Origin of the sequence: Pseudomonas salmasensis, assembly GCF_014268375.2 — a bacterium.
In the GTDB taxonomy this organism is placed as follows: Bacteria; Pseudomonadota; Gammaproteobacteria; order Pseudomonadales; family Pseudomonadaceae; genus Aquipseudomonas; species Aquipseudomonas salmasensis.
The window spans coordinates 5271349-5289633 of the sequence record NZ_CP077083.1 but is presented as its reverse complement, the minus strand read 5'-3'; the positions used below and the strand labels follow the sequence as shown (position 1 = coordinate 5289633).

Genomic DNA, 18285 nt, shown 5'->3' with positions numbered 1-18285 from the left:
GAAAACAAGCCAGCTGTATCTGAGGAGGCAGTATTTAGCGTCGTGCTGACCATCAATCACATCCCTATATCCGTGGTGCCAGCACCTAGGTGCCCAGCGAGCTATGCAACCAAAGCCGGGCGGGATAGATAACCGGCGTCCTACCTGGTTGATCCGTTCTTAATGGGTACAGATTATGCTGGCCGTTTGGTATCGGCAAGGGCTTCAGTCAAATCCTTGAGGCGCTGCTCGACATCCATTAAGCGTTTCTTTTCCTCAGCAGCGCTCTGTATCTCCCGCTTACCTGCCTCTCCAAGCGAGCGGAACAGCTCAAGGATGGCCTCCTCCTGCTGATTAACGGTTCGCGCAGCCGATGATTCAGCCGAAACACCTAGACACATAGAGCCTTCGCCTGTCAGCAACCAATCCAGGCTTATACCCAAATGAGTGCGAATGGCAGCCATGGCCTTCGCGTTAGGCTCCCGCTCACCCAGAAGATAGTTTTGGAGCGTCCTGTAAGGGATCCCCACTACCTCTGAGGCCTCCTTAATAGACATGCCTCTGTCGTCGATGACGCTGCGCAGGCGGACGGCTATACTCATTTTTTCATGAATTCCAATTGACGCACCCGTTTTGGTGCGTATACTGCGAACAAACAGGTACATCTTAACCAACTAGGAACACTCGAACCATGAGCCAAGCCATGGAAAAACGCCAGATCCAAGCACGACTGATCGAGCGTGGCAGTAACTTTCGTCAGTTCGCCTTAAGCCATGGCTATGAAGTGCGCACTGTGACGCAAGTGGTTCAGCGTTGGGCGGGAAACAACAAGCTGCCCCGTGGCAGGTTGACGTTCCAAATCCTACGAGACCTGTCTCGGATGATCGGCAAAGAAATATTGCCGGGAATCCTCGCGGAAAGCGCCGAGCCGAACTCAGCACCGGCTGTATGAAACGACTGTAGGGGCGATGACTCCAGGGAGAAACCAGAAGATGAAACGCCCAGTTCTAGCGACCAAGCGACAGGTAATGAGCGCAGTGATCAACGACTACGAAGGTGGCCGTGAATGCGCTGCAGCCCGCCTTGGATACGAACTCAAGAAGTTCGATAACCACATCTACGAAAACGCCGGCAGTCGGCCCCTGAGCGATGAACAGATCCACCTGTTAGAGCAGGACATGGGCACCACCTACCTGCCGGAATACATCGCAGCGATGTACGGCGGCATGTTCGTCCCCCTCGCCAAGCCTGAAACACTGGACAACGTAGACCTCTACAACCGCTCAGTACGTGCTGCAGCCAAGCGCGGTGTGGTCGACCAGATCATTGCCAAGGCACTGGACGACGGTGTCATCGAGCGGGACGAAGCTGAGGCGATTTTGCGCGCTCACAGTCATTACATGGCGGCTCGCCATTCCGAAGTCCTGGCAACGATTCTGCTGCACAGCCGGGGGCCAAAACATTGAGCACCTACAAGCTCGTCTGCCCTCACTGCCACGGACGCATGCGCATCCGCACCAGCGAAGGCCAGCATATTTTTTTGCGCATCACCTACATGCAATGCACCAACGAAGCCTGCGGCTGGGCAGTGCGTGCTGAATTTCAGATGACCCACGAACTGAGCCCCAGCGGCATGCCCAACCCCGCTGTAAAGCTGCCAGTTGCAGATGTGGTCATTCGTCGCCAGGCAATGAAAACCGCCAATGAGCAACCTGATCTGCTTGATCAACTGGAAACGGAGGCCGCGCCTGTATGAACACCATCACCCTCACTACCAACCCCGCCAGTGACTACCGTGCCGCGATGCAACAAGCGGCCGTGGCCTATCTGTACCGTCACCGCTGCGAGCATCTTGCCGGCGACAGCCAGCTTTTAGAGAACTGCACACGGTACTTGACCCAGTCGCTTGAGGTGCCCACGCACCTGGTGCAACGCATCGCTGAACTGGCCGTGGCCGAATTCGAAAGCATGACCTGCAAGCGTGTGGCCTGGTTGGGTATCCATCCCACCAGCGGCCCTTTCCGCCCGGTGATCTTGCTGCTCGACAACTGGACCCAACAGCGACATCCCATTTCAGCACGCTTGCTCCCCACACGCCTGCTGCTGACTCGCAACCTCCCGCACTAATCCAAAACCCTCCCTGTTTGATGCCCGCACCGCGTGGGTAGGGGTAATTTGCAACTTACTGGTGGCCGAAATGAGCAAAATCACCATAAAACTGGAGCTGGACGAACAACAGGCGCAGCACTACCTGTTGTGGTTGACCAGTCAGTACGAAGTCACCATGGCTGATATTTGGTACTCCGACCGCTACCGGAATGTGCCAAGTGGTCAGCGGGCGCCGAAGGTGCTTGAGGACTTGCCCTACCTGGCAGGCATCTGCAAGACGCGCAGCGAGCTGAAAAAACAGCTCGTTGTCACGGTCGCGGAGCATGTGCAGTGATTCGCAAGCCCATGGAAGACAAGATCCGCGCTGATGTTCTTCAGCGCCTGGAGTCTGATTACGGCCTTCAGCACATGAAAGGCACGCATTACATGCGTAAGGGCACCTGCCCGCAGTGCAATCAGAAACGTTTGTTTTCGCGCCACGATGAGCCCTGGTTCATCCGCTGTGGCCGCGAGAAGAACTGCCGGTACATGGCTCCCACCAAAGAGCTGTACCCGGATCTGTTCGACGACTGGAGCAAGCGTGCACCGGCCACCCGTGACGAGCCTGCCGCCAGTGCAAAAGCGTACCTGACGTTTGCCCGGGGCTTCCGCGTTGAGTTGATAGAAGGCTGGTACACCCAGGAAAGCTACTTTGATCGCGACCTGAATATTGGCTCTGCCACCGTGCGCTTCCCCCTGGAACACGGCGGGTACTGGGAGCGTTTGATTGACCAACCATCACGGTTCGGTAAGAAGAAGGCCCGCTTCCAACCCCTCAAGAGCTACAGGGGGCACTGGTGGTGCCCGCCGTGCGTGGATCTGCTGGAAGTAAATGAGGTGTGGATCGTTGAAGGCATCTTCGACGCCATAGCGCTCATTCAAAACGATATCTCTGCGGTTGCGGCGCTGTCCTCAAACGCCTTTCCAGAGGAATCGCTCAAGGCCCTGATCACCGCTCGCGGCGGTAAAACCCCGAAGCTGGTTTGGGCTCTGGATAACGAGCCAGGCGCTCACAAGTACACCCGTATGTGGGTCAACCGTGCCCGCGAACTCGGTTTTACCTGCGAGGCTGCTCAGCTGTCACAGCCTGACGCCCGCAAGGTTGACTGGAACGATCTGCATCAACGCTGGGCGTTTATCGACGACGAAAAAGCCCGCGCTGATCGCATCGAAAGTGACTTGAAAGAAGCCCGCCACCAGGGCGCCCTGCTGATCGCAGAAAGTGCCAGCGACAAGGCATTGCTCATGTACCAGTGGCGTGAACGGGAGGAATTCCACTTCTGTTTCGACTCCCGCCTGTACTGGTGGAAGTTGGACCTGGCGAAATACAACAACGCCAAGCAGGCCCTCGAAAAGAGCGATGGTCACGAAGCCCAAACACTCAATGAAAAGCAGCTGCGGGAGAAGGCACTGAACGTCGCCGGCTGCGTCGTCGAGATCGCCAACTGCTACCCCAAAGCCCTCTATTTCCAGCGCAACGAGATTACCGACGAGTCCTGGTACTTCTTCCGCGTCGACTTCCCGCACGACGGCGGCTCAGTGAAAAACACCTTCACGGGCGGACAGGTCGCCGCTGCCAGCGAATTCAAAAAAAGACTTCTCGGCATGGGTGCCGGAGCCGTGTTCACCGGCAGTGGACAGCAATTGGACAAGCTCATGAAAGACCAGCTTTTCGGCATCAAGACGGTTCAGACCATCGACTACGTGGGCTACAGCAAGGAATACCACTGCTACGTGTTCAACGACGTCGCCATCCGTGAAGGCCAGCTGATCCACATCAACGAGGAAGAGTTTTTTGAGATGGGCAAGTTGAAACTCAAGACTCTGCAAAAGGGTGTGAAGATCGATCTTGAAAAGGATGGCAAAAAATACGATGACCAATGGCTAGGGCTTCTGTGGCAGTGCTTTGGTGCCCAGGGCATCGTGGCGTTGACCTTCTGGTTTGGCTCGCTGTTCGCCGAACAGATCCGCGGCCGGTACCAGTCGTTTCCTTTCCTTGAGGCCACTGGCGAGGCCGGCGCCGGCAAGACCACGTTGCTCACGCTGCTATGGAAACTCGCGGGCCGCGACGGATACGAAGGGTTTGACCCGTCCAAATCCACCAAGGCCGGCCGCAGCCGCTTGATGGGCCAGGTCTCCGGCATGCCCATCGTGCTGTTGGAGTCAGACCGTAGCGGCGACGACAAGGCCCACGCCAAAACCTTCGAATGGGACGAACTCAAGGATTACTACGGCGGCGGCACCCTGGCGACTAAGGGTGTGAAAACCGCAGGTAACGAAACCTACGAACCGCCGTTTCGAGGCACCATCGCCATCAGCCAGAACGCCCCCGTAGTGGCTTCAGAGGCGATCATGACCCGCATCGTCAAACTGCACTTTGTGCGACCCAACGTCACCGCTGAAAGCCGCGCGGCGGCAGATCGGCTCAACGCGCTAGAAGGTTCGACACTCAGCAACTTTGTGCTGCAGGCCGTGCGTAAAGAACTGGAGGTGATGGAACTGTTCGGCCAGCGGGTTGCGGGCTACGAGGCGAAGTTGCGCAACTTGCACTCCCATTGCTTTGCCTGCGACACCCCATTCAAAGACGAGCATGGCGAATGTAGCCATTGTGGCAACAAGCTGCGGGGCTACATCCGCGTGGAGCGGATCAACAAGAACCACGCCCAAATGCTCACCCTGTTGGACTGCCTGTGCATGGTGGTGCCGCTCACCAGCGCACAGGTCGAGCACACCCGCTCGCAGATCATCCGCATGGCAATTGAGCGCCAGGCCTCGATCAGCTCCGACCATCCGGTGGTGGCTGAATTCTGGGAAGTTTACGAATACCTGGAAGGCCTGGACGCCGATGGCCCGGTGGTCAACCACAGCAAGAAAGACCACGTCATCGCCATAAACCTCAACGACTTCGTGAAATGCGCGGCAGAAAACCGACAAAAAATCGCCGACGTCAGCGAGCTGCGCGAACGCCTGAAGGACTCCCGATCGCGGAAGCTGCTCGACGTCAACAAGGCGACCGACAGCGCGGTACGAGCTCACCAGGCCAGTAAGACCAACGCCGTCGTCACCAAGCAACCCATCGTGAAGTGCTGGCACTTCCAGGCCTAATTCGTGAACGGCAATACCTGCCAGGCGCTGCAACGTCTGACACCACCCAAAGGAGAAGCACTATGCACGTACAAGTCATCGCAAGCGGCGGCCAAAACGGCGCAACGAACCGTCACAGACATTTGGAAGAGCTGAGGGAGTGGCTTGGGGAAAGCTCAAAGATCATTCACGCCGAGGCCTATGCGCCTGACGACCTGGTCAAAATTCTGGAAGTTAGTGCGGCAACCGATTTTGAAATTCTGGTGCTGGAGTGCAGCCTCGAACAAATCGTCGCCGTCATGCTGTGGCAGACAGAAACCGAAGAGGTTGCCGAACTTGAAAATGTGCTTGTGTACTTGGTGCGCAAGCAAAAAACAACTGGCGAAAACCAGTAAGAAGGTGGTGCCGAGGGGCTGCAACCCCTCGACACCGACCACCCAAAGGAGAAGCACCATGCAAGTGAATCAACCCCAAGGCGGCATCGCAGAGGCTACCACAACCCCGCTTGCTGTCGGCGACACGGTCAGCTACGTCGCAATGAGTGGCGGTGGTCGGGAATATCGCCTCAGCGCTCGTACAGGTGTGATTGAAGGAATTTATGGCAACTTCGCCACACTACGCACTGCCAACGGCCGGAGTGTTACTCAACCCCTGGACAAGCTGACACCCGACGGCCAGCCCAATGCACTGACAAAAATGGTTATGAGGGGCCAGCCATGAGTTCAAGTCCTCGCACCCGCCCGCCGTTAGCCGGTTACCGGCTGGACTTGCCCAGCCGCTGCGACATCTGCGGCAAAGCCCGCTCAAAGGGAAAGCACGAGGCGTGTAGTCGAATACGCCAACAGAGCAAGATGGCGGAATGGGCTGCATTTATGGCAGAGCGTGAAGCAGCCAAGCAGAAAAAACGGTGTCGATACGCGCTTCTATGAGGATAATCATGAACACAGCATTTATCCTGATGGCTCAGTACGATGGCCAAGCGATTATCTCGCTGGAGGTGGTGTGCCGTGACTACTTCACGCACCTGACGCCGGACATGTTCCAGCGCAAGGTGATGAGTGGTCAGATCAAGTTGCCCATCACCCGACTGGAGCCGAGCCAGAAGTCGGCCAAGGGCATCCACCTCACCGACCTGGCCGCGTACCTGGACCTGCAACGCGCGGCAGCAGTTAAAGAGCACAGCCAGCTCAACGGGATAAAACACGCCTTTTGAGCCACTTCTGCGATGCGGCGCCCAGTTGGACGGGCGCCCTCAGAATCTTTTCGTGCCACTCCCAGCCCACATAGCGGTCGCCCCGACCGCGAAGGTGGGTGTAACGCCTCATTGAATTCCAATCCCTGTGGCCGGAAACGCTCGCCACACGCGGAATATCCCAGTCCATTTCGAACAGGCGGCTGACACCTTCATGCCGGAGGTCGTGGAAGTGCAGATCCGCGATGGTCAAAAACTTGCAGGCTTTCGTCCAGGACGTGGAGATAGATTCAGGACTGTAGGGGAATATATTGTCGCCGGCCTTCGGCATCGTCTGGAGGATATGCCACGCCTCGTCCGGCAGGTAACACCAAACATCGTTGCCGATCTTCTGCCCTGGGTTTTTCATGTCGCGCACCAGCACCCGCTGGCCAGCCTCGTCTACGTCTGCCCAGCGAATTCGGGTTATTTCATCGAGCCGACGCGTGGAGAACAGGGCGAAGCCCACGACCTTCAGCATATTTATGACGGTCGGGCGCCTCACCTGCATGGCCTGGTAGTGCGTCAGCACCCGTCCCAGCTCATCCAATGTCGGCCGGCGGTCACGCTCACGGCTTTTCAGGTTGTAGCCCAGCTTGCGTAACACACGCCGCGCACCGCCCATGGCGAGCGGATCGACCTGGTAGCCCCATGCGTCCTTGGCAATTGCCAGCACTGCGCCCAGGTGCGCCAGGTCATTGCCAGCGGTTTGTGGCTGAACACCACCGCCCTCTCCGCTCATCCGCCAAAGTGCGTAATCGACCAGGCACTGGGTGTTGATATCCGTATCGGTCAACTTGCCCAGGTAAGTTTCGCCAATCGCATTGAGTGTGGCGCGCTTGGTCTTGCCCAGCGGCTTGGCTTTCTCCACTTCGACCAGGTAGCGATCAGTCATTTCTTTGAGCGTGGCGCCCTTTCGGTTTGCGCGCTCGATCGCACCAGGTTCATCCAGCTCCGAGCCGCGCTTGCGTGCCCACGCCTGGGCGGCCTGTTTTCGGGCGAAGGTCTGGCTCTCTTGGTAGACTTGCACTCCGTCGCGCTTGATGCGGATCTGTGCCGTGTAGCTCACAGTCCCATCCGCCAGTTTTCTTGCCCTGATAGTCGCCATATTGAAAGTGGTACGCGTCAGTTTTGAAGTGGTACATCGTACCACCGAGCCTTTAAAAACGCCTGAAAACGCCCGAAAACACGCCAAGAACACGTTGAGTAAAATGCTAGATAAACAGACCTTTAGCCCCGTAAACACAAGGCCCACGCTGTCTCGGCGCTTTAGTGTTGCCCCCATGATGGACTGGACCGACCGCCACTGCCGGTTCTTCCTGCGCCTGCTCTCCAAGCACGCCCTGCTCTACACCGAGATGGTCACAACGGGCGCTATCCTCCACGGCGACCACGAGCGCTTCCTGCGCCACAACGAAGCCGAGCACCCGCTGGCCCTCCAGTTGGGCGGCAGTGTTCCAGCCGATCTGGCCGCCTGCGCCCGCATGGCCGAGGCCGCCGGTTATGACGAAGTGAACCTGAATGTCGGCTGCCCCAGCGACCGGGTGCAGAACAATATGATCGGTGCGATCCTGATGGCGCACCCTGCCCTGGTGGCGGACTGTGTGAAGGCGATGGGTGATGCGGTGTCGATTCCGGTGACGGTGAAGCACCGTATCGGCATCAATGGGCGGGACAGTTATGCCCAGTTGTGTGATTTCGTCGGCACGGTGAAGGACGCCGGTTGCACCAGTTTTACCGTGCATGCGCGGATTGCGATTCTGGAGGGGTTGTCGCCCAAGGAGAACCGGGACATTCCGCCGTTGCGCTATGACGTGGCGGCGCAGTTGAAGCGGGATTTTCCGGGGTTGGAGATTAATCTGAACGGTGGGATCAAGACGTTGGAGCAGTGCCATGAGCATTTGCAGACGTTTGATGGGGTGATGTTGGGGCGGGAGGCTTATCACAATCCGTATTTGTTGGCGGAGGTGGATCAACAGCTGTTTGGCAGCACTGCGCCTGTCATCACCCGCGCCGAGGCGCTGGCGCAGTTGCGTCCGTATATAGCCGAGCACTTGGCGACAGGTGGCGCGATGCATCAAATTACGCGCCATGTGCTGGGGCTGGGGACCGGTTTCCCGGGGGCGCGTAAGTTTCGGCAGTTGTTGTCGGTGGATATTCATAAGGCGAGTGATCCGTTGGCGTTGTTGGATCAGGCTGGGGAATTGTTGGAAGGGCGTTGATTGAGGTAGGTTTTTTGTAGGAGCGAGCTTGCTCGCGAGAAACCCCTAGGCGCCGCGTTTATTCAGGAAGCGCGCGTTATCGTTGAGGTTTTTCGCGAGCAAGCTCGCTCCTACAGTATTGGGAGCAGGCTCAAGAATCGGGCAGTTGGGTTGAACCTGCCATCGATTTTGCCCTCCAACTGAGCACCACGGCCGGTAATTCAAACGGCTGTTTCCAGGTTATTGCCCTCGCAAACGACCTAACGCATTTGCGCCCTTGAGCGCCTGCCAGCGCTCGGGTAATGTCACTAGCCCCACAGGACAGAGCACGCCCATGACTTCCAAGCTGGAACAACTCAAGCAATTCACCACCGTCGTAGCCGATACCGGCGACTTTTCCACTCTCGCCAAGCTCAAGCCGCAAGACGCCACCACCAACCCTTCCCTGCTGCTCAAGGCTGCGTCGATTCCTGGCTACGCCAAGCTGCTGGATGAGTGTGTGCAGGATTGCAACGGCGATGTGGGCCTGGCCAGTGACCGCTTTGCTGTGGCGGTGGGTCAAGAGATTCTCAAAGTAGTGCCGGGCCGTATTTCCACTGAGGTGGATGCGCGCCTGTCATTCGACGAGGCCGCGATTCTCAAGCGTGCGCACCGTCTGATCGACCTGTACGACAAAGCCGGCGTTGGCCGTGACCGCGTGCTGATCAAGATCGCCTCCACCTGGGAAGGCATCCGCGCCGCCGAGAAGCTGGAAAAAGAAGGCATCCAGACCAACCTGACCTTGCTGTTCTCGTTTGCCCAGGCTGTGGCTTGTGCTGAAGCGGGTGTGTTTTTGATTTCGCCGTTCGTGGGCCGTATCTACGATTGGTACAAGAAGGCCAACGGCACCGACTACACCGGCTCCGAAGACCCGGGCGTGCAGTCGGTGACGCGCATCTATAACTACTACAAGGCCAATGGCTACAAGACCGTGGTGATGGGTGCGAGCTTCCGTAACCTCAGCCAGATCGAGGAGTTGGCCGGGTGTGACCGCCTGACCATCAGCCCGGACCTGCTGGAGAAGCTGGCAGCCGATGAAGGCAAGCTGGAGCGCAAATTGGCGCCAGGCCATGCCGGTGAGGCGCGGGTGCATATGACTGAAGCGCAGTTCCGTTGGGAGTCCAACGAGGACGCGATGGCGACTGAGAAGCTGGCCGAGGGGATTCGTCAGTTTGCGCGGGACCAGGAGAAGCTGGAGGCGTTGTTGTCGGCCAAGCTGTAAAGGCAGATAGCGGCAAAAAGGGCGGCACCTGTGAGGGTGCCGCCCTTTTTTTGCCTCGGTGTCACTGCCGTCCGATGTGGGAGCTGGCTTGCCTGCGATAGCGGTGGGCCAGCCAACACTTCATCGACTGACACGGCGCAATCGCAGGCAAGCCAGCTCCCACAGGGGAATGTGTTTCAACAGGGGAGCTGTCAGTGCCGCTCGAGGGCGTTGACGAGGTCGTGGAAGGCTTCGCGGTTGGACTCATTCAAGCCCATCAGGATTTTATGCGCTTCCAGCACCTTGACCCGTACGACTTCCTCGGACTGGTCCTGGGACGGCAGGTCGGTGAGGCATTCCGGGCAGGGGATCGGGCGATCAACGATGTTGAACACCTGATCAAAGCCCATGGACTGCAACAGACGGGTGATGTCTTCGTGGGTGGTGACCACGGTCGGCAACAGGCCGACCTTCTGCCGCGACAGAATGGACAACTTGGCCAACAGGCCCAGGGTGGTGCTATCGATGCTGCGCGTTTCGGTCAGGTCGATCACGATCGCCGAGAAGTTCAGCGCTGTGAAGATCCGCTCGATCGTCGCATCCAGGGCCGAACACAAGGTCAGGCGCACTTCACCGACAAATTTCAGGACGAAGGTCCCGTCTTGCTCGGCGAATTGGATTCTTCCGGTACTCATCAAAGATTCCTGCTCAACACCAATAGGGCGATATCATCCGGCATCTCCCCTAGCGTGGCCAATCCAAAAACCTGCCGCAGGCCATCCAGGCTGCCGCCCGCCGACTTGACCTTTTGGGGCAAGGCGGCTTCTTTCTCTTTGAGTGTAGGCTCTGGAAGAAGGTCCAGAATACCGTCGGACATCAGCGTCAGGCTGAAGGTCGGCGGCAGTTCCAGGATGTGGTCTTCGTAGGTGGCTTCGTTAAACAAGCCTACGGGCAGGCCACGCCCTTCCAGGTAGCGCACACTGTCAGGAGTGTACAAAACAGGCATCGGCAGGTGACCGCCAATACTGTAGGTCAAAAGACCGGTTTCTTCGTCGATCACGCCGCCGACCATCGTCACGTGCTTGCCCAGCTTGCAGCTGATCAGGCCTCGGTTGATGTGGCCCAGCACCTCGGAGGGGGTGAACTCCGGCAGGGTGCCATTGCGCTTGGACTCAAACAACAGCCGTGTGGTCATGAACTTCAACAACACGGTGACAAACGCCGAAGACGCGCCGTGGCCGGATACGTCGGCCAGATAGAACGCCACGCGGCGCTCATCGACGCGGAAGTAGTCGACAAAATCCCCCGAGAGGTACAACGACGGGATGATCTGGTGGGCAAACTTGAATTCGTCAATCGTCCAGGGGCTCACCGGCAGCATGTTCATCTGCACCTGGCGACCGGCGTTCTGGTCTTCCTGTAGCAGGTTCAGGCTGGCTTCGAGTTCGCGGTTGGCGGTCTCGAGCTTTTCGCGGTAGCGCTGGTTTTCCAGGAGCAGGCGTGCACGGTCCAGGGCGCGGCGCACCGAGTGCTCCAGCACGGCCAGGTCTTCCAGGGGCTTGATCAGGTAATCGGCGGCGCCCAGGCGCAAGGCTTCAACGGCATCGTTCATGACACCTGCACCGGACACGACAATCACCGGCGTTTGCGGGGCAAGGTCGGTCACCTGGCGAATCAGCTCCAGGCCGCCCATCTGGGGCATGCGCAGGTCGCAGATCACAAGGTCGGGCTTGTCGCGCTCGAATACCTGGAGACCCTGTTGGCCATTACTGGCCTGCAGGACGCTGAAGCCACTGTCTTCCAAGTAGGCCGCGAGGCTCGCGCGCACTACTTCGTCGTCATCGATTATCAGCAGCGTGGCACTGGTTTTTTGCATGTGGGCAAACGGCGCCAGAATTAGGTTGGCGTAGGCGGCTCGGCAATGGCCGGGCTCACGTACTGGATTCGCTTTCTAGCCTCTCTGTCCTACAAAGCATTGGGATTTGGCCCATGCACAACGGTAAAGCAGAGGTGCCCTTCTAAGGCGCAGACGGTACTCCCATCCGTGAGGGGTTTCAAGCTCATGCCGATGGTCGCCGGGCGTCTTTACACCGCAAATCACCGGGAGTTATAAGAACCCTCACAACCACAACGCAAAGTAAGGATGGATGCTGTGAGCGAACACGAGCGCGACTACGCCGAAAAACGCGATTTCATCCGCATGCGAATAGATGCCGATGTGTCTTTGATCCATGCCGGGCAGGAGATTGCCGGTACCTGCGTGGACCTCTCCAGTTCCGGCATGCAGGTGCAGGCACCTCGCCAGTTCACGGTGGGCGACCTGCTGACCGTGCGCATTGATTCAGAGCACGCCGCGCTCAGGGGTCTTGAGGCGGATACCGAGGTGGTGTGGACCAAGGCGGTAGGCGATGACCAGCATCTGGGCCTCAAGATTCTGAAAATGCGCTAGCGCAACATCCAGCGCCTGCGCAAGGGTGACGCGGAGCGTCACGGGATGCATTCCCACGCGGAGCGTGGGAACGATCAGCGTGTACAAAAAAAGGCGACCTTACAAAGGTCGCCTTTTTCATTTCAAAACGTCACAGCTTAAAAGTCGTCGACGACCTTGCCGTCTTTGACCTTGAACTCGCGGTTCTGCAGGTAAGCGTTACGAATGAAGGTGTACTTGTCGCCACTGATCAGCTTCTCGCTGTCGAGCAGGCTGGCGCGCACGTCGACGACGTTGAGGCCGAAGGTGCTGTTACGCCAGCCGATGTCGTTCATGTAGCGGTACGGTTGGGTATAGCTGTCGACGTATTTGGACGGCGCATCACGCAAGGTGCTTGGGCCCAGCAACGGGATCATCACGTACGGGCCGCTGCCCACGCCCCAGTAACCCAGGGTTTGGCCGAAGTCTTCATCGCTGCGCTGCAGCCCCATTTTGGTGCCGACATCGATAAAGCCGAGTACGCCAAACGTGGTGTTGACCAACAGGCGGGCGGTGTCGACGCCTGCATTGTGCGGCTTGAGTTGCAGCACGTTGTTGGCCAGGTTGCCGACATCACCGATGTTGCGGAAGAAGTTGTGAACGCCGTCCTGCACAAATTGCGGGGTGACGAACTGATAGCCCTGGGCAAGAGGCTTGAGGGCGTAGGTGTCAACGGTGTCGTTGAAGGTGAAGATGGGGCGGTTAACGCTTTCCCATGGGTCATCTTCCGAGGCCGCTTGGGCAGCGAACGGTGCCAACAGGATGGTGGCACACACCGATAGCTGAGCGAAGTACTGGCTCCAGCGCATAGCTTTTGCTCCTTGAATGGTCTGTCATGGGCGCTATGCCCTGAATAGGCTGTCAGTATATGACGGAAGTGGCGATTTAGGCAGCTACCTAGAATCGTCTTACGGAAAATGCACAAAATTCCTACAAATATCGACAGTGTCATCCCCTTGTCATGCCGCCCCGATAGCGTGGCAGCTATTTCAGGGACGTTCAGATGCCACACGCCGAGATTGCCGTCGCCGCCGCCCCCTCGTTGACCGCCGTGTTATTTGGCCTGAGTGGCTGCCTGGTGGATTTTGGTTCCCTGGCCCGTACCGACTCACCTTGCGCCGACGCCGAAGCCACACCGGGCGCGTTGAAAAGCCTGCGCAGCCTCAAAGAACAAGGCGTGCCCTGCGCCTGGCTGGATGAACTGCCGCCCTCGGTGACCACGCCACTGTGCGCTGGCCTGCCTGGCTGGCTCAAGGCCGCCTCGCCCTCCTCCATTCGCTGGCCCGCGCCCCACGCCTGCTGGCAAGCCTTGATGGAGTTGAACATCGAGCGCCTGGAAGGCTGCGTACTGGTCAGCGGCGAGCCGCGCCTGCTGCAATCGGGCCTGAATGCCGGTTTGTGGACCATCGGCCTGGCCTCCTGCGGTTCTCTCTGCGGCCTGTCGCCCCAGCAATGGCAGGCGCTGACCGAGCAGCAACGCGAACACAAGCGCGGCAAGGCCACGGTGGCACTCTATGGCCTGGGCGTGCACTCGGTGATCGACCACCTCGGCGAACTCGGCACCTGCCTGGCCGACATCCGCCTGCGCCAGCTCAAGGGCGAGAAGCCCTGATCGAGATCATGCACAGTTGGCCCCAGTGGATTAATCTACAGGTCAGCCCGTAGACCTTTCACGGCGTGCCGCGGTCTATGCCAGTGCCTATCGATAAAAGGAAAGAACGTCATGCCTGATCGCGAGAAGTTACAACAGCAGGCCGATATTGTGCGTGAGCAACTGGAGAATCATCCCGAGTTGCCCGCCGAGAAGCGTCAAGCATTGGAAGAGTTGATCGCCAAGTTCGAAGTCCAACTGGAAATGGAACCGGCCACCCAGACGCCCAGCATTGCTGACGATGTGAACCGGGCAGTGGAAGGTTTTGAATTGGACCATCCAGGCATTGCCGGGACATTGCGCAATATCGTGATCACCCTGGGCAATATCGGCATTTAACCCGAGCCCAAACCAAACACAAAACCAAATGTGGGAGCTGGCTTGCCTGCGATAGCGGTGTATCAGTCACTTGATGAATGACTGAAAGATCGCTATCGCAGGCAAGCCAGCTCCCACAGTTTTTTGTATGAAGGTTTACTGACGCGCCAGCCGCACGTTCAGGAACTGGGTGTTCTCAGTGCTGCGGTACGGATTGATATCCAACCCACCCCGGCGCACATACCGCGCATACACGGTCAACTTCTCCGGCTTGAGCAAGCGCTGCAAGTCCAGGAAGATCCGCTCCACACACTGCTCATGAAAGTCCGAGTGCTGGCGAAAGCTGACGATATATTCCAGCAGGCTGGCGTGATCCAGCGCCGCACCGCGATATTCCACCACCACACTGCCCCAGTCAGGCTGGCTGGTCACCGGGCAGTTGGATTTGAGCAGGTGGCTGTGCACGCTCTCCTCCACCACGCGCGAATCATCGCAACGCAACAGCTCTGGGCGCGGGTGTTCGTAGCTGCTGACGTTGATATCCAGGCCATCAATGCACACGCCCGGCAACGCCATCACGCCTTCGGCTTCGATATCGGCCAGGCTGCGAATGCGCACATTCACGGGCTTGCCGGCCGCTAAGCTGAGGTCGGTGCACAGGGTGGCTTCAAGGCTTTGCGTGTCGGCAAACGCGGTCTGGTTCAGCGAGTTGAGGTACAACTTGAACGACTTGGACTCGATGATGTTCGGCGAGTCGGCCGGAATGCTGAACTCACCGATGGCCACCACCGGCTTGCCCGACGGCAACAACCAGGACAGCTCGAAGCAGTTCCAGAAATCCACGCCTTTGTACGGCAGGGTCTCGGCGCTCAGGCCCAGCTCGGCCCACTTGGCGGCGCGTGGAATCGGAAACAGCAACGAAGGCGTGTAGGTGGAGATGTATTCACTGGACTTGCCCAGCGGCGAATGTTCGGCTGCGGGATGCATGGCGGAAACCTGGCTAAATAAACCGCGCCAGTCTACCAGCCTTTGCCCCCGCCCTTAACAAACGCCTCACTCAATGGTCAGTTTGCCGACCATGCCTGCCTGGTAATGCCCTGGCAGGTTGCAGGCGAACTCAAGGCCGGTGGCCTGCTTGAACGTCCAGGTCAGTTCGGCCGTCTTGCCCGGCTCCACCAGCACGCTGTTGGGATCGTCGTGCTTCATACCGCCCATGTCGCCATGGCCCATGGCGCTGTGGTCCATCTTGCCCATGCCAGTGGCAGTCAGCATGCCGCTGGCTTGCATCTTCAGCATCTCTTTCTGGTGGGCGGCATGCATGGCCGCGTCGCCCAGGTTGAACTCATGCAACAACTGGCCTTTGTTGACCAGTACAAAGCGCACGGTTTCACCGGCTTTGACGTCCAGCGACTTGGGTTCAAAGGCGATGTCCTGCAGCGTGACCTCGACAGTACGCGTAGCTTTATCCGCCGGGGCCGGCTGGCCGAACGCGTAGGTGTGAGTCGCATCCGCCAGTGCATTGAAACTCAACGCCAGCAGGCAGCCCGCCAATAACAGGGGTGTACGCAACGCCATCTTTCACTCTCCACAATAGGTATCCAGCTTGGGCAACACTTTAAGATGGCCTCGCTGCCAGCCAGCTGACTGCTAGATTACAACTTTGTCAGCTTGTGCCCATACCCTGACGAGCACGGTATAAAGCCCAATGTTTTTTTGTAGGAGCGAGCTTGCTCGCGAAGGACTTAAGCACAACGCGTCAAGCCTGACAGCCCGCGTTACCGTTGGCGTTTTTCGCGAGCAAGCTCGCTCCTACATAGCACCTATCAAGAGCCCGATATGAAACTGCTGATCGTCGAAGACCAACCCAAAACCGGTCATTACCTGCGCCAAGGCCTGGCCGAGGCGGGTTTTACCACCGAGCTGGTGGCCGACGGCACCAGTGGCCAGCACTTGGCGCTCACGGGCGACTATGACTTGTTGATCCTCGATGTGATGCTGCCCGGCCGCGATGGTTGGCAAATCCTGCAGGCGGTGCGCAGTGCCGGCCTGGACATCCCGGTGCTGTTCCTCACCGCCCGCGATGCCGTCGAAGACCGAGTACATGGCCTGGAGCTGGGCGCCGACGATTACCTGGTCAAACCCTTCGCCTTTTCCGAGCTGTTGGCGCGGGTGCGCACCTTGTTGCGCCGGGGCAGCAGCACGCCGCAGGACACCCTGTTGCAACTGGCCGACCTGAGCCTGGACTTGATCCGCCGCCGCGTCGAGCGCAGCGGCCAGCGCATTGACCTCACCGCCAAGGAGTTCGCCCTGCTGGAGCTGCTGCTGCGTCGCCAGGGCGAAGTACTGCCCAAGACGCTGATCGCCTCCCAGGTGTGGGACATGAATTTCGACAGCGACACCAATATCATCGAAGTCGCCATTCGCCGCCTGCGCCTGAAGGTTGATGACCATTTCCCCAACAAACTGATCCACACCGTGCGCGGCATGGGTTACGTGCTGGAGGAACGGTTCACGTGATCAAGCGCCTGTCCCTGACCAGCCGCCTGGCGCTGCTGTTTGCCGCCTGCACGGCGGTGGTCTCGTTGATCGCCGGGGTGTTGTTCAACCGGGCCAGCGAGGCGCACTTCATGGAGCTGGACCAGCAACAGCTCGAAAGCAAACTGGTGGCCCTGCGCAGCACCTTGCAGGGTGTCGCCTCACCGGAAGACCTCGCCCAGCGCACCCCTCAACTGCGTGCCGAACTCGATCACCAGCCCGACCTCACCTTGCGCATCACCGGGGCGGGTCAACGTTGGCTGGACGGCGCGCCCAACCTTAGCTTGCCCCAGGCGCCCGGCCTGCACAGCCTGCAACAGGCAGGCACCGACTACCGCGTGTTCATCGCGCCCTTGACGCCCAGCCAACTGGATTCGCCCCAGTTGACCCTGATCCTCGACATCACCCACCACCAGCACTTCCTGCAACGCATGCAACGCTTGATCTGGCTGACCGTCAGCCTTTCGGCCCTGGCCACCGCCCTGCTCGGCGCCTGGGCTGCCCGCAGCGGGTTGCGGCCACTGCGGCGCATGGGCGAAGTGGCCGCCAGCGTCTCCGCCCACTCCCTGACGCAACGCTTACCCCAAGCGCAAATGCCGGTGGAACTGGCGGAACTGGCCCAGGCCGTCAACGCCATGCTGGCGCGCCTGGACGACGCGTTCCAGCGCCTGTCTGCCTTCAGCGCGGATATCGCCCACGAACTGCGCACACCACTGTCCAACCTGCTGACCCAGACCCAAGTCATCCTCACCCAGCCACGCCCGCTGGAGGATTACCGCGAGGCGCTGCACAGCAACCTGGAAGAGCTGCAATGGATGGCGCAACTGGTCAACGACATGCTGTACCTGGCCAAAGCTGACCACGGCTTGCTGATGCCCAACCGTGAAGCCCTGGACCTGGGCGATGAGGTCGACGCATTGTTGGAGTTTTTTACCCTGCTGGCGGAGGACGCGCAGGTGACGCTGGTGCGCGAAGGCAGCGCCCAGACGATGGGCGATCGCGGCATGTTGCGCCGGGCCTTGTCGAACTTGTTGGATAACGCGCTGCGGTTTACCCCACCGGGCGGTGAAGTGCGGGTGCGGATTGAGAGTGGCGTGACACTGACGGTGGAGAACAGCGGGGAAGGCATTCCTGCGCCGTTATTGCCGCGGCTGTTTGACCGTTTCTACCGAGCCGATCCGTCCAGGCGTGCCGGCAGCAGTGAACATGCGGGGCTGGGGTTGGCGATTACCCAGTCGATTGTGCGGGCGCATGGGGGCAGGATTTATTGTGAGTCGCAGGCGGGCTGGACCAGGTTTGTGATTGAGTTGCCCAAGGGGGATTGATGCAAGCTGGGCCGGCCTCTTCGCGAGCAAGCCCGCTCCCACATTTAACCGCATTCCAAAGGATGTACGCGGACAAATGTGGGAGCGGGCTTGCTCGCGAAAGCGG

Annotated in this window: 23 protein-coding genes; 16 read left to right on the top strand and 7 right to left on the bottom strand. The window is 59.0% G+C overall.

Annotated features, from left to right (window positions below):
* Positions 1–173: 173 nt before the first annotated feature.
* Complete coding sequence (locus tag HU731_RS23790) at positions 174–644, bottom strand: helix-turn-helix domain-containing protein (protein WP_225931517.1); 471 nt, start codon at positions 642–644, stop codon at positions 174–176.
* A 38-nt stretch (positions 645–682) separates the two neighbouring features.
* On the opposite strand from HU731_RS23790, the gene HU731_RS23785 reads away from it, so the two are divergent.
* From HU731_RS23785 to HU731_RS23745, 9 genes are all read left to right on the top strand, one after another.
* Positions 683–931, top strand: coding sequence for a helix-turn-helix domain-containing protein (locus tag HU731_RS23785; RefSeq protein WP_186606184.1), 249 nt, complete (start codon positions 683–685; stop codon positions 929–931).
* 40 nt (positions 932–971) lie between these two features.
* Positions 972–1445 carry a YmfL family putative regulatory protein gene (locus HU731_RS23780; RefSeq protein ID WP_014717543.1) on the top strand — a complete coding sequence of 158 codons (474 nt, stop codon included), beginning with the start codon at positions 972–974 and terminating at the stop codon, positions 1443–1445.
* Positions 1442–1735, top strand: coding sequence for an Ogr/Delta-like zinc finger protein (locus tag HU731_RS23775; protein ID WP_103451514.1), 294 nt, complete (start codon positions 1442–1444; stop codon positions 1733–1735). Before HU731_RS23780 ends, HU731_RS23775 begins: the two co-directional genes overlap by 4 nt.
* On the top strand, positions 1732–2106 hold the full coding sequence (locus tag HU731_RS23770; RefSeq protein WP_186605917.1) for a hypothetical protein: 375 nt from the start codon (positions 1732–1734) through the stop codon (positions 2104–2106). Before HU731_RS23775 ends, HU731_RS23770 begins: the two co-directional genes overlap by 4 nt.
* A gap of 70 nt (positions 2107–2176) precedes the next feature.
* The gene (locus HU731_RS23765) at positions 2177–2422 is read left to right on the top strand and encodes a hypothetical protein (RefSeq protein ID WP_014717540.1); all 246 of its coding nucleotides are present in this window, start codon (positions 2177–2179) and stop codon (positions 2420–2422) included.
* Positions 2423–2433: 11 nt separating this feature from the next.
* Entirely contained in the window at positions 2434–5232 is a 2799-nt protein-coding gene (locus HU731_RS23760; RefSeq protein ID WP_186606183.1) for a toprim domain-containing protein, read from the top strand.
* Positions 5233–5294: 62 nt separating this feature from the next.
* A complete protein-coding gene (locus HU731_RS23755) occupies positions 5295–5606 on the top strand; it encodes a hypothetical protein (protein WP_186605916.1) in 312 nt (103 codons plus the stop codon).
* Positions 5607–5664: 58 nt separating this feature from the next.
* Positions 5665–5931: a hypothetical protein gene (locus HU731_RS23750; RefSeq protein WP_020302907.1), complete on the top strand. Its 267-nt coding sequence runs from the start codon at positions 5665–5667 to the stop codon at positions 5929–5931.
* A gap of 217 nt (positions 5932–6148) precedes the next feature.
* On the top strand, positions 6149–6424 hold the full coding sequence (locus HU731_RS23745; RefSeq protein WP_186605914.1) for a pyocin activator PrtN family protein: 276 nt from the start codon (positions 6149–6151) through the stop codon (positions 6422–6424).
* On the opposite strand, the gene HU731_RS23740 is transcribed toward HU731_RS23745, so the two are convergent.
* Positions 6399–7550 carry a site-specific integrase gene (locus tag HU731_RS23740; RefSeq protein WP_186606182.1) on the bottom strand — a complete coding sequence of 384 codons (1152 nt, stop codon included), beginning with the start codon at positions 7548–7550 and terminating at the stop codon, positions 6399–6401. The two genes, HU731_RS23745 and HU731_RS23740, sit on opposite strands and share 26 nt — an antisense overlap.
* A gap of 103 nt (positions 7551–7653) precedes the next feature.
* Here HU731_RS23740 and dusA point away from each other — a divergent pair, with 103 nt between their 5' ends.
* Positions 7654–8664 carry a tRNA dihydrouridine(20/20a) synthase DusA gene (gene dusA / locus HU731_RS23735; RefSeq protein ID WP_186605912.1) on the top strand — a complete coding sequence of 337 codons (1011 nt, stop codon included), beginning with the start codon at positions 7654–7656 and terminating at the stop codon, positions 8662–8664.
* Between the two features lie 313 nt (positions 8665–8977).
* Complete coding sequence (gene tal, locus HU731_RS23730; protein WP_044272927.1) at positions 8978–9904, top strand: transaldolase; 927 nt, start codon at positions 8978–8980, stop codon at positions 9902–9904.
* A gap of 191 nt (positions 9905–10095) precedes the next feature.
* Here tal and rssC read toward each other — a convergent pair whose 3' ends face one another.
* Together rssC and rssB are read right to left on the bottom strand one after the other, a co-directional pair.
* A complete protein-coding gene (gene rssC, locus HU731_RS23725) occupies positions 10096–10578 on the bottom strand; it encodes an anti-sigma factor antagonist RssC (protein ID WP_003172602.1) in 483 nt (160 codons plus the stop codon).
* The gene (gene rssB / locus HU731_RS23720; RefSeq protein WP_014717527.1) at positions 10578–11759 is read right to left on the bottom strand and encodes a two-component system response regulator RssB; all 1182 of its coding nucleotides are present in this window, start codon (positions 11757–11759) and stop codon (positions 10578–10580) included. Before rssB ends, rssC begins: the two co-directional genes overlap by 1 nt.
* Positions 11760–12035: 276 nt before the next feature.
* Between rssB and HU731_RS23715 the strand changes: the two genes are divergently transcribed.
* Positions 12036–12332, top strand: a complete 297-nt coding sequence (locus tag HU731_RS23715) for a PilZ domain-containing protein (RefSeq protein WP_003189689.1) — start codon at positions 12036–12038, stop codon at positions 12330–12332.
* 137 nt (positions 12333–12469) lie between these two features.
* Here the strand turns inward: HU731_RS23715 and HU731_RS23710 are convergent, their stop codons facing one another.
* Positions 12470–13159 (bottom strand): MlaA family lipoprotein, encoded by a 690-nt coding sequence (locus HU731_RS23710; RefSeq protein WP_032892828.1) that lies wholly within the window; start codon positions 13157–13159, stop codon positions 12470–12472.
* 194 nt (positions 13160–13353) lie between these two features.
* Between HU731_RS23710 and pcrP the strand changes: the two genes are divergently transcribed.
* Together pcrP and HU731_RS23700 are read left to right on the top strand one after the other, a co-directional pair.
* Entirely contained in the window at positions 13354–13962 is a 609-nt protein-coding gene (gene pcrP / locus HU731_RS23705) for an HAD superfamily inactivated hydrolase PcrP (protein WP_078802730.1), read from the top strand.
* Between the two features lie 111 nt (positions 13963–14073).
* Positions 14074–14340, top strand: a complete 267-nt coding sequence (locus tag HU731_RS23700; RefSeq protein ID WP_186605910.1) for a DUF4404 family protein — start codon at positions 14074–14076, stop codon at positions 14338–14340.
* A gap of 135 nt (positions 14341–14475) precedes the next feature.
* Here HU731_RS23700 and queF read toward each other — a convergent pair whose 3' ends face one another.
* Together queF and copI are read right to left on the bottom strand one after the other, a co-directional pair.
* Complete coding sequence (gene queF / locus HU731_RS23695) at positions 14476–15306, bottom strand: NADPH-dependent 7-cyano-7-deazaguanine reductase QueF (RefSeq protein WP_186605908.1); 831 nt, start codon at positions 15304–15306, stop codon at positions 14476–14478.
* Between the two features lie 66 nt (positions 15307–15372).
* Positions 15373–15894: a copper-resistant cuproprotein CopI gene (gene copI, locus HU731_RS23690; protein WP_186605900.1), complete on the bottom strand. Its 522-nt coding sequence runs from the start codon at positions 15892–15894 to the stop codon at positions 15373–15375.
* Positions 15895–16155: 261 nt separating this feature from the next.
* On the opposite strand from copI, the gene HU731_RS23685 reads away from it, so the two are divergent.
* Together HU731_RS23685 and HU731_RS23680 are read left to right on the top strand one after the other, a co-directional pair.
* The gene (locus tag HU731_RS23685) at positions 16156–16836 is read left to right on the top strand and encodes a heavy metal response regulator transcription factor (protein ID WP_056791797.1); all 681 of its coding nucleotides are present in this window, start codon (positions 16156–16158) and stop codon (positions 16834–16836) included.
* Positions 16833–18179: a heavy metal sensor histidine kinase gene (locus HU731_RS23680; protein WP_186605898.1), complete on the top strand. Its 1347-nt coding sequence runs from the start codon at positions 16833–16835 to the stop codon at positions 18177–18179. Before HU731_RS23685 ends, HU731_RS23680 begins: the two co-directional genes overlap by 4 nt.
* The last annotated feature ends 106 nt before the right edge of the window (positions 18180–18285 follow it).

Bases quoted from the DNA above. Each gene is read 5' to 3' on its own strand.
- HU731_RS23790 (WP_225931517.1), bottom strand. From the start codon at position 644: ATGTACCTGTTTGTTCGCAGTATACGCACCAAAACGGGTGCGTCAATT.
- HU731_RS23785 (WP_186606184.1), top strand. From the start codon at position 683: ATGGAAAAACGCCAGATCCAAGCACGACTGATCGAGCGTGGCAGTAAC.
- HU731_RS23780 (WP_014717543.1), top strand. From the start codon at position 972: ATGAAACGCCCAGTTCTAGCGACCAAGCGACAGGTAATGAGCGCAGTG.
- HU731_RS23770 (WP_186605917.1), top strand. From the start codon at position 1,732: ATGAACACCATCACCCTCACTACCAACCCCGCCAGTGACTACCGTGCC.
- HU731_RS23765 (WP_014717540.1), top strand. From the start codon at position 2,177: ATGAGCAAAATCACCATAAAACTGGAGCTGGACGAACAACAGGCGCAG.
- HU731_RS23760 (WP_186606183.1), top strand. From the start codon at position 2,434: ATGGAAGACAAGATCCGCGCTGATGTTCTTCAGCGCCTGGAGTCTGAT.
- HU731_RS23755 (WP_186605916.1), top strand. From the start codon at position 5,295: ATGCACGTACAAGTCATCGCAAGCGGCGGCCAAAACGGCGCAACGAAC.
- HU731_RS23750 (WP_020302907.1), top strand. From the start codon at position 5,665: ATGCAAGTGAATCAACCCCAAGGCGGCATCGCAGAGGCTACCACAACC.
- HU731_RS23745 (WP_186605914.1), top strand. From the start codon at position 6,149: ATGAACACAGCATTTATCCTGATGGCTCAGTACGATGGCCAAGCGATT.
- HU731_RS23740 (WP_186606182.1), bottom strand. From the start codon at position 7,550: ATGGCGACTATCAGGGCAAGAAAACTGGCGGATGGGACTGTGAGCTAC.
- dusA (WP_186605912.1), top strand. From the start codon at position 7,654: ATGCTAGATAAACAGACCTTTAGCCCCGTAAACACAAGGCCCACGCTG.
- tal (WP_044272927.1), top strand. From the start codon at position 8,978: ATGACTTCCAAGCTGGAACAACTCAAGCAATTCACCACCGTCGTAGCC.
- rssC (WP_003172602.1), bottom strand. From the start codon at position 10,578: ATGAGTACCGGAAGAATCCAATTCGCCGAGCAAGACGGGACCTTCGTC.
- rssB (WP_014717527.1), bottom strand. From the start codon at position 11,759: ATGCAAAAAACCAGTGCCACGCTGCTGATAATCGATGACGACGAAGTA.
- HU731_RS23710 (WP_032892828.1), bottom strand. From the start codon at position 13,159: ATGCGCTGGAGCCAGTACTTCGCTCAGCTATCGGTGTGTGCCACCATC.
- pcrP (WP_078802730.1), top strand. From the start codon at position 13,354: ATGCCACACGCCGAGATTGCCGTCGCCGCCGCCCCCTCGTTGACCGCC.
- HU731_RS23700 (WP_186605910.1), top strand. From the start codon at position 14,074: ATGCCTGATCGCGAGAAGTTACAACAGCAGGCCGATATTGTGCGTGAG.
- queF (WP_186605908.1), bottom strand. From the start codon at position 15,306: ATGCATCCCGCAGCCGAACATTCGCCGCTGGGCAAGTCCAGTGAATAC.
- copI (WP_186605900.1), bottom strand. From the start codon at position 15,894: ATGGCGTTGCGTACACCCCTGTTATTGGCGGGCTGCCTGCTGGCGTTG.
- HU731_RS23685 (WP_056791797.1), top strand. From the start codon at position 16,156: ATGAAACTGCTGATCGTCGAAGACCAACCCAAAACCGGTCATTACCTG.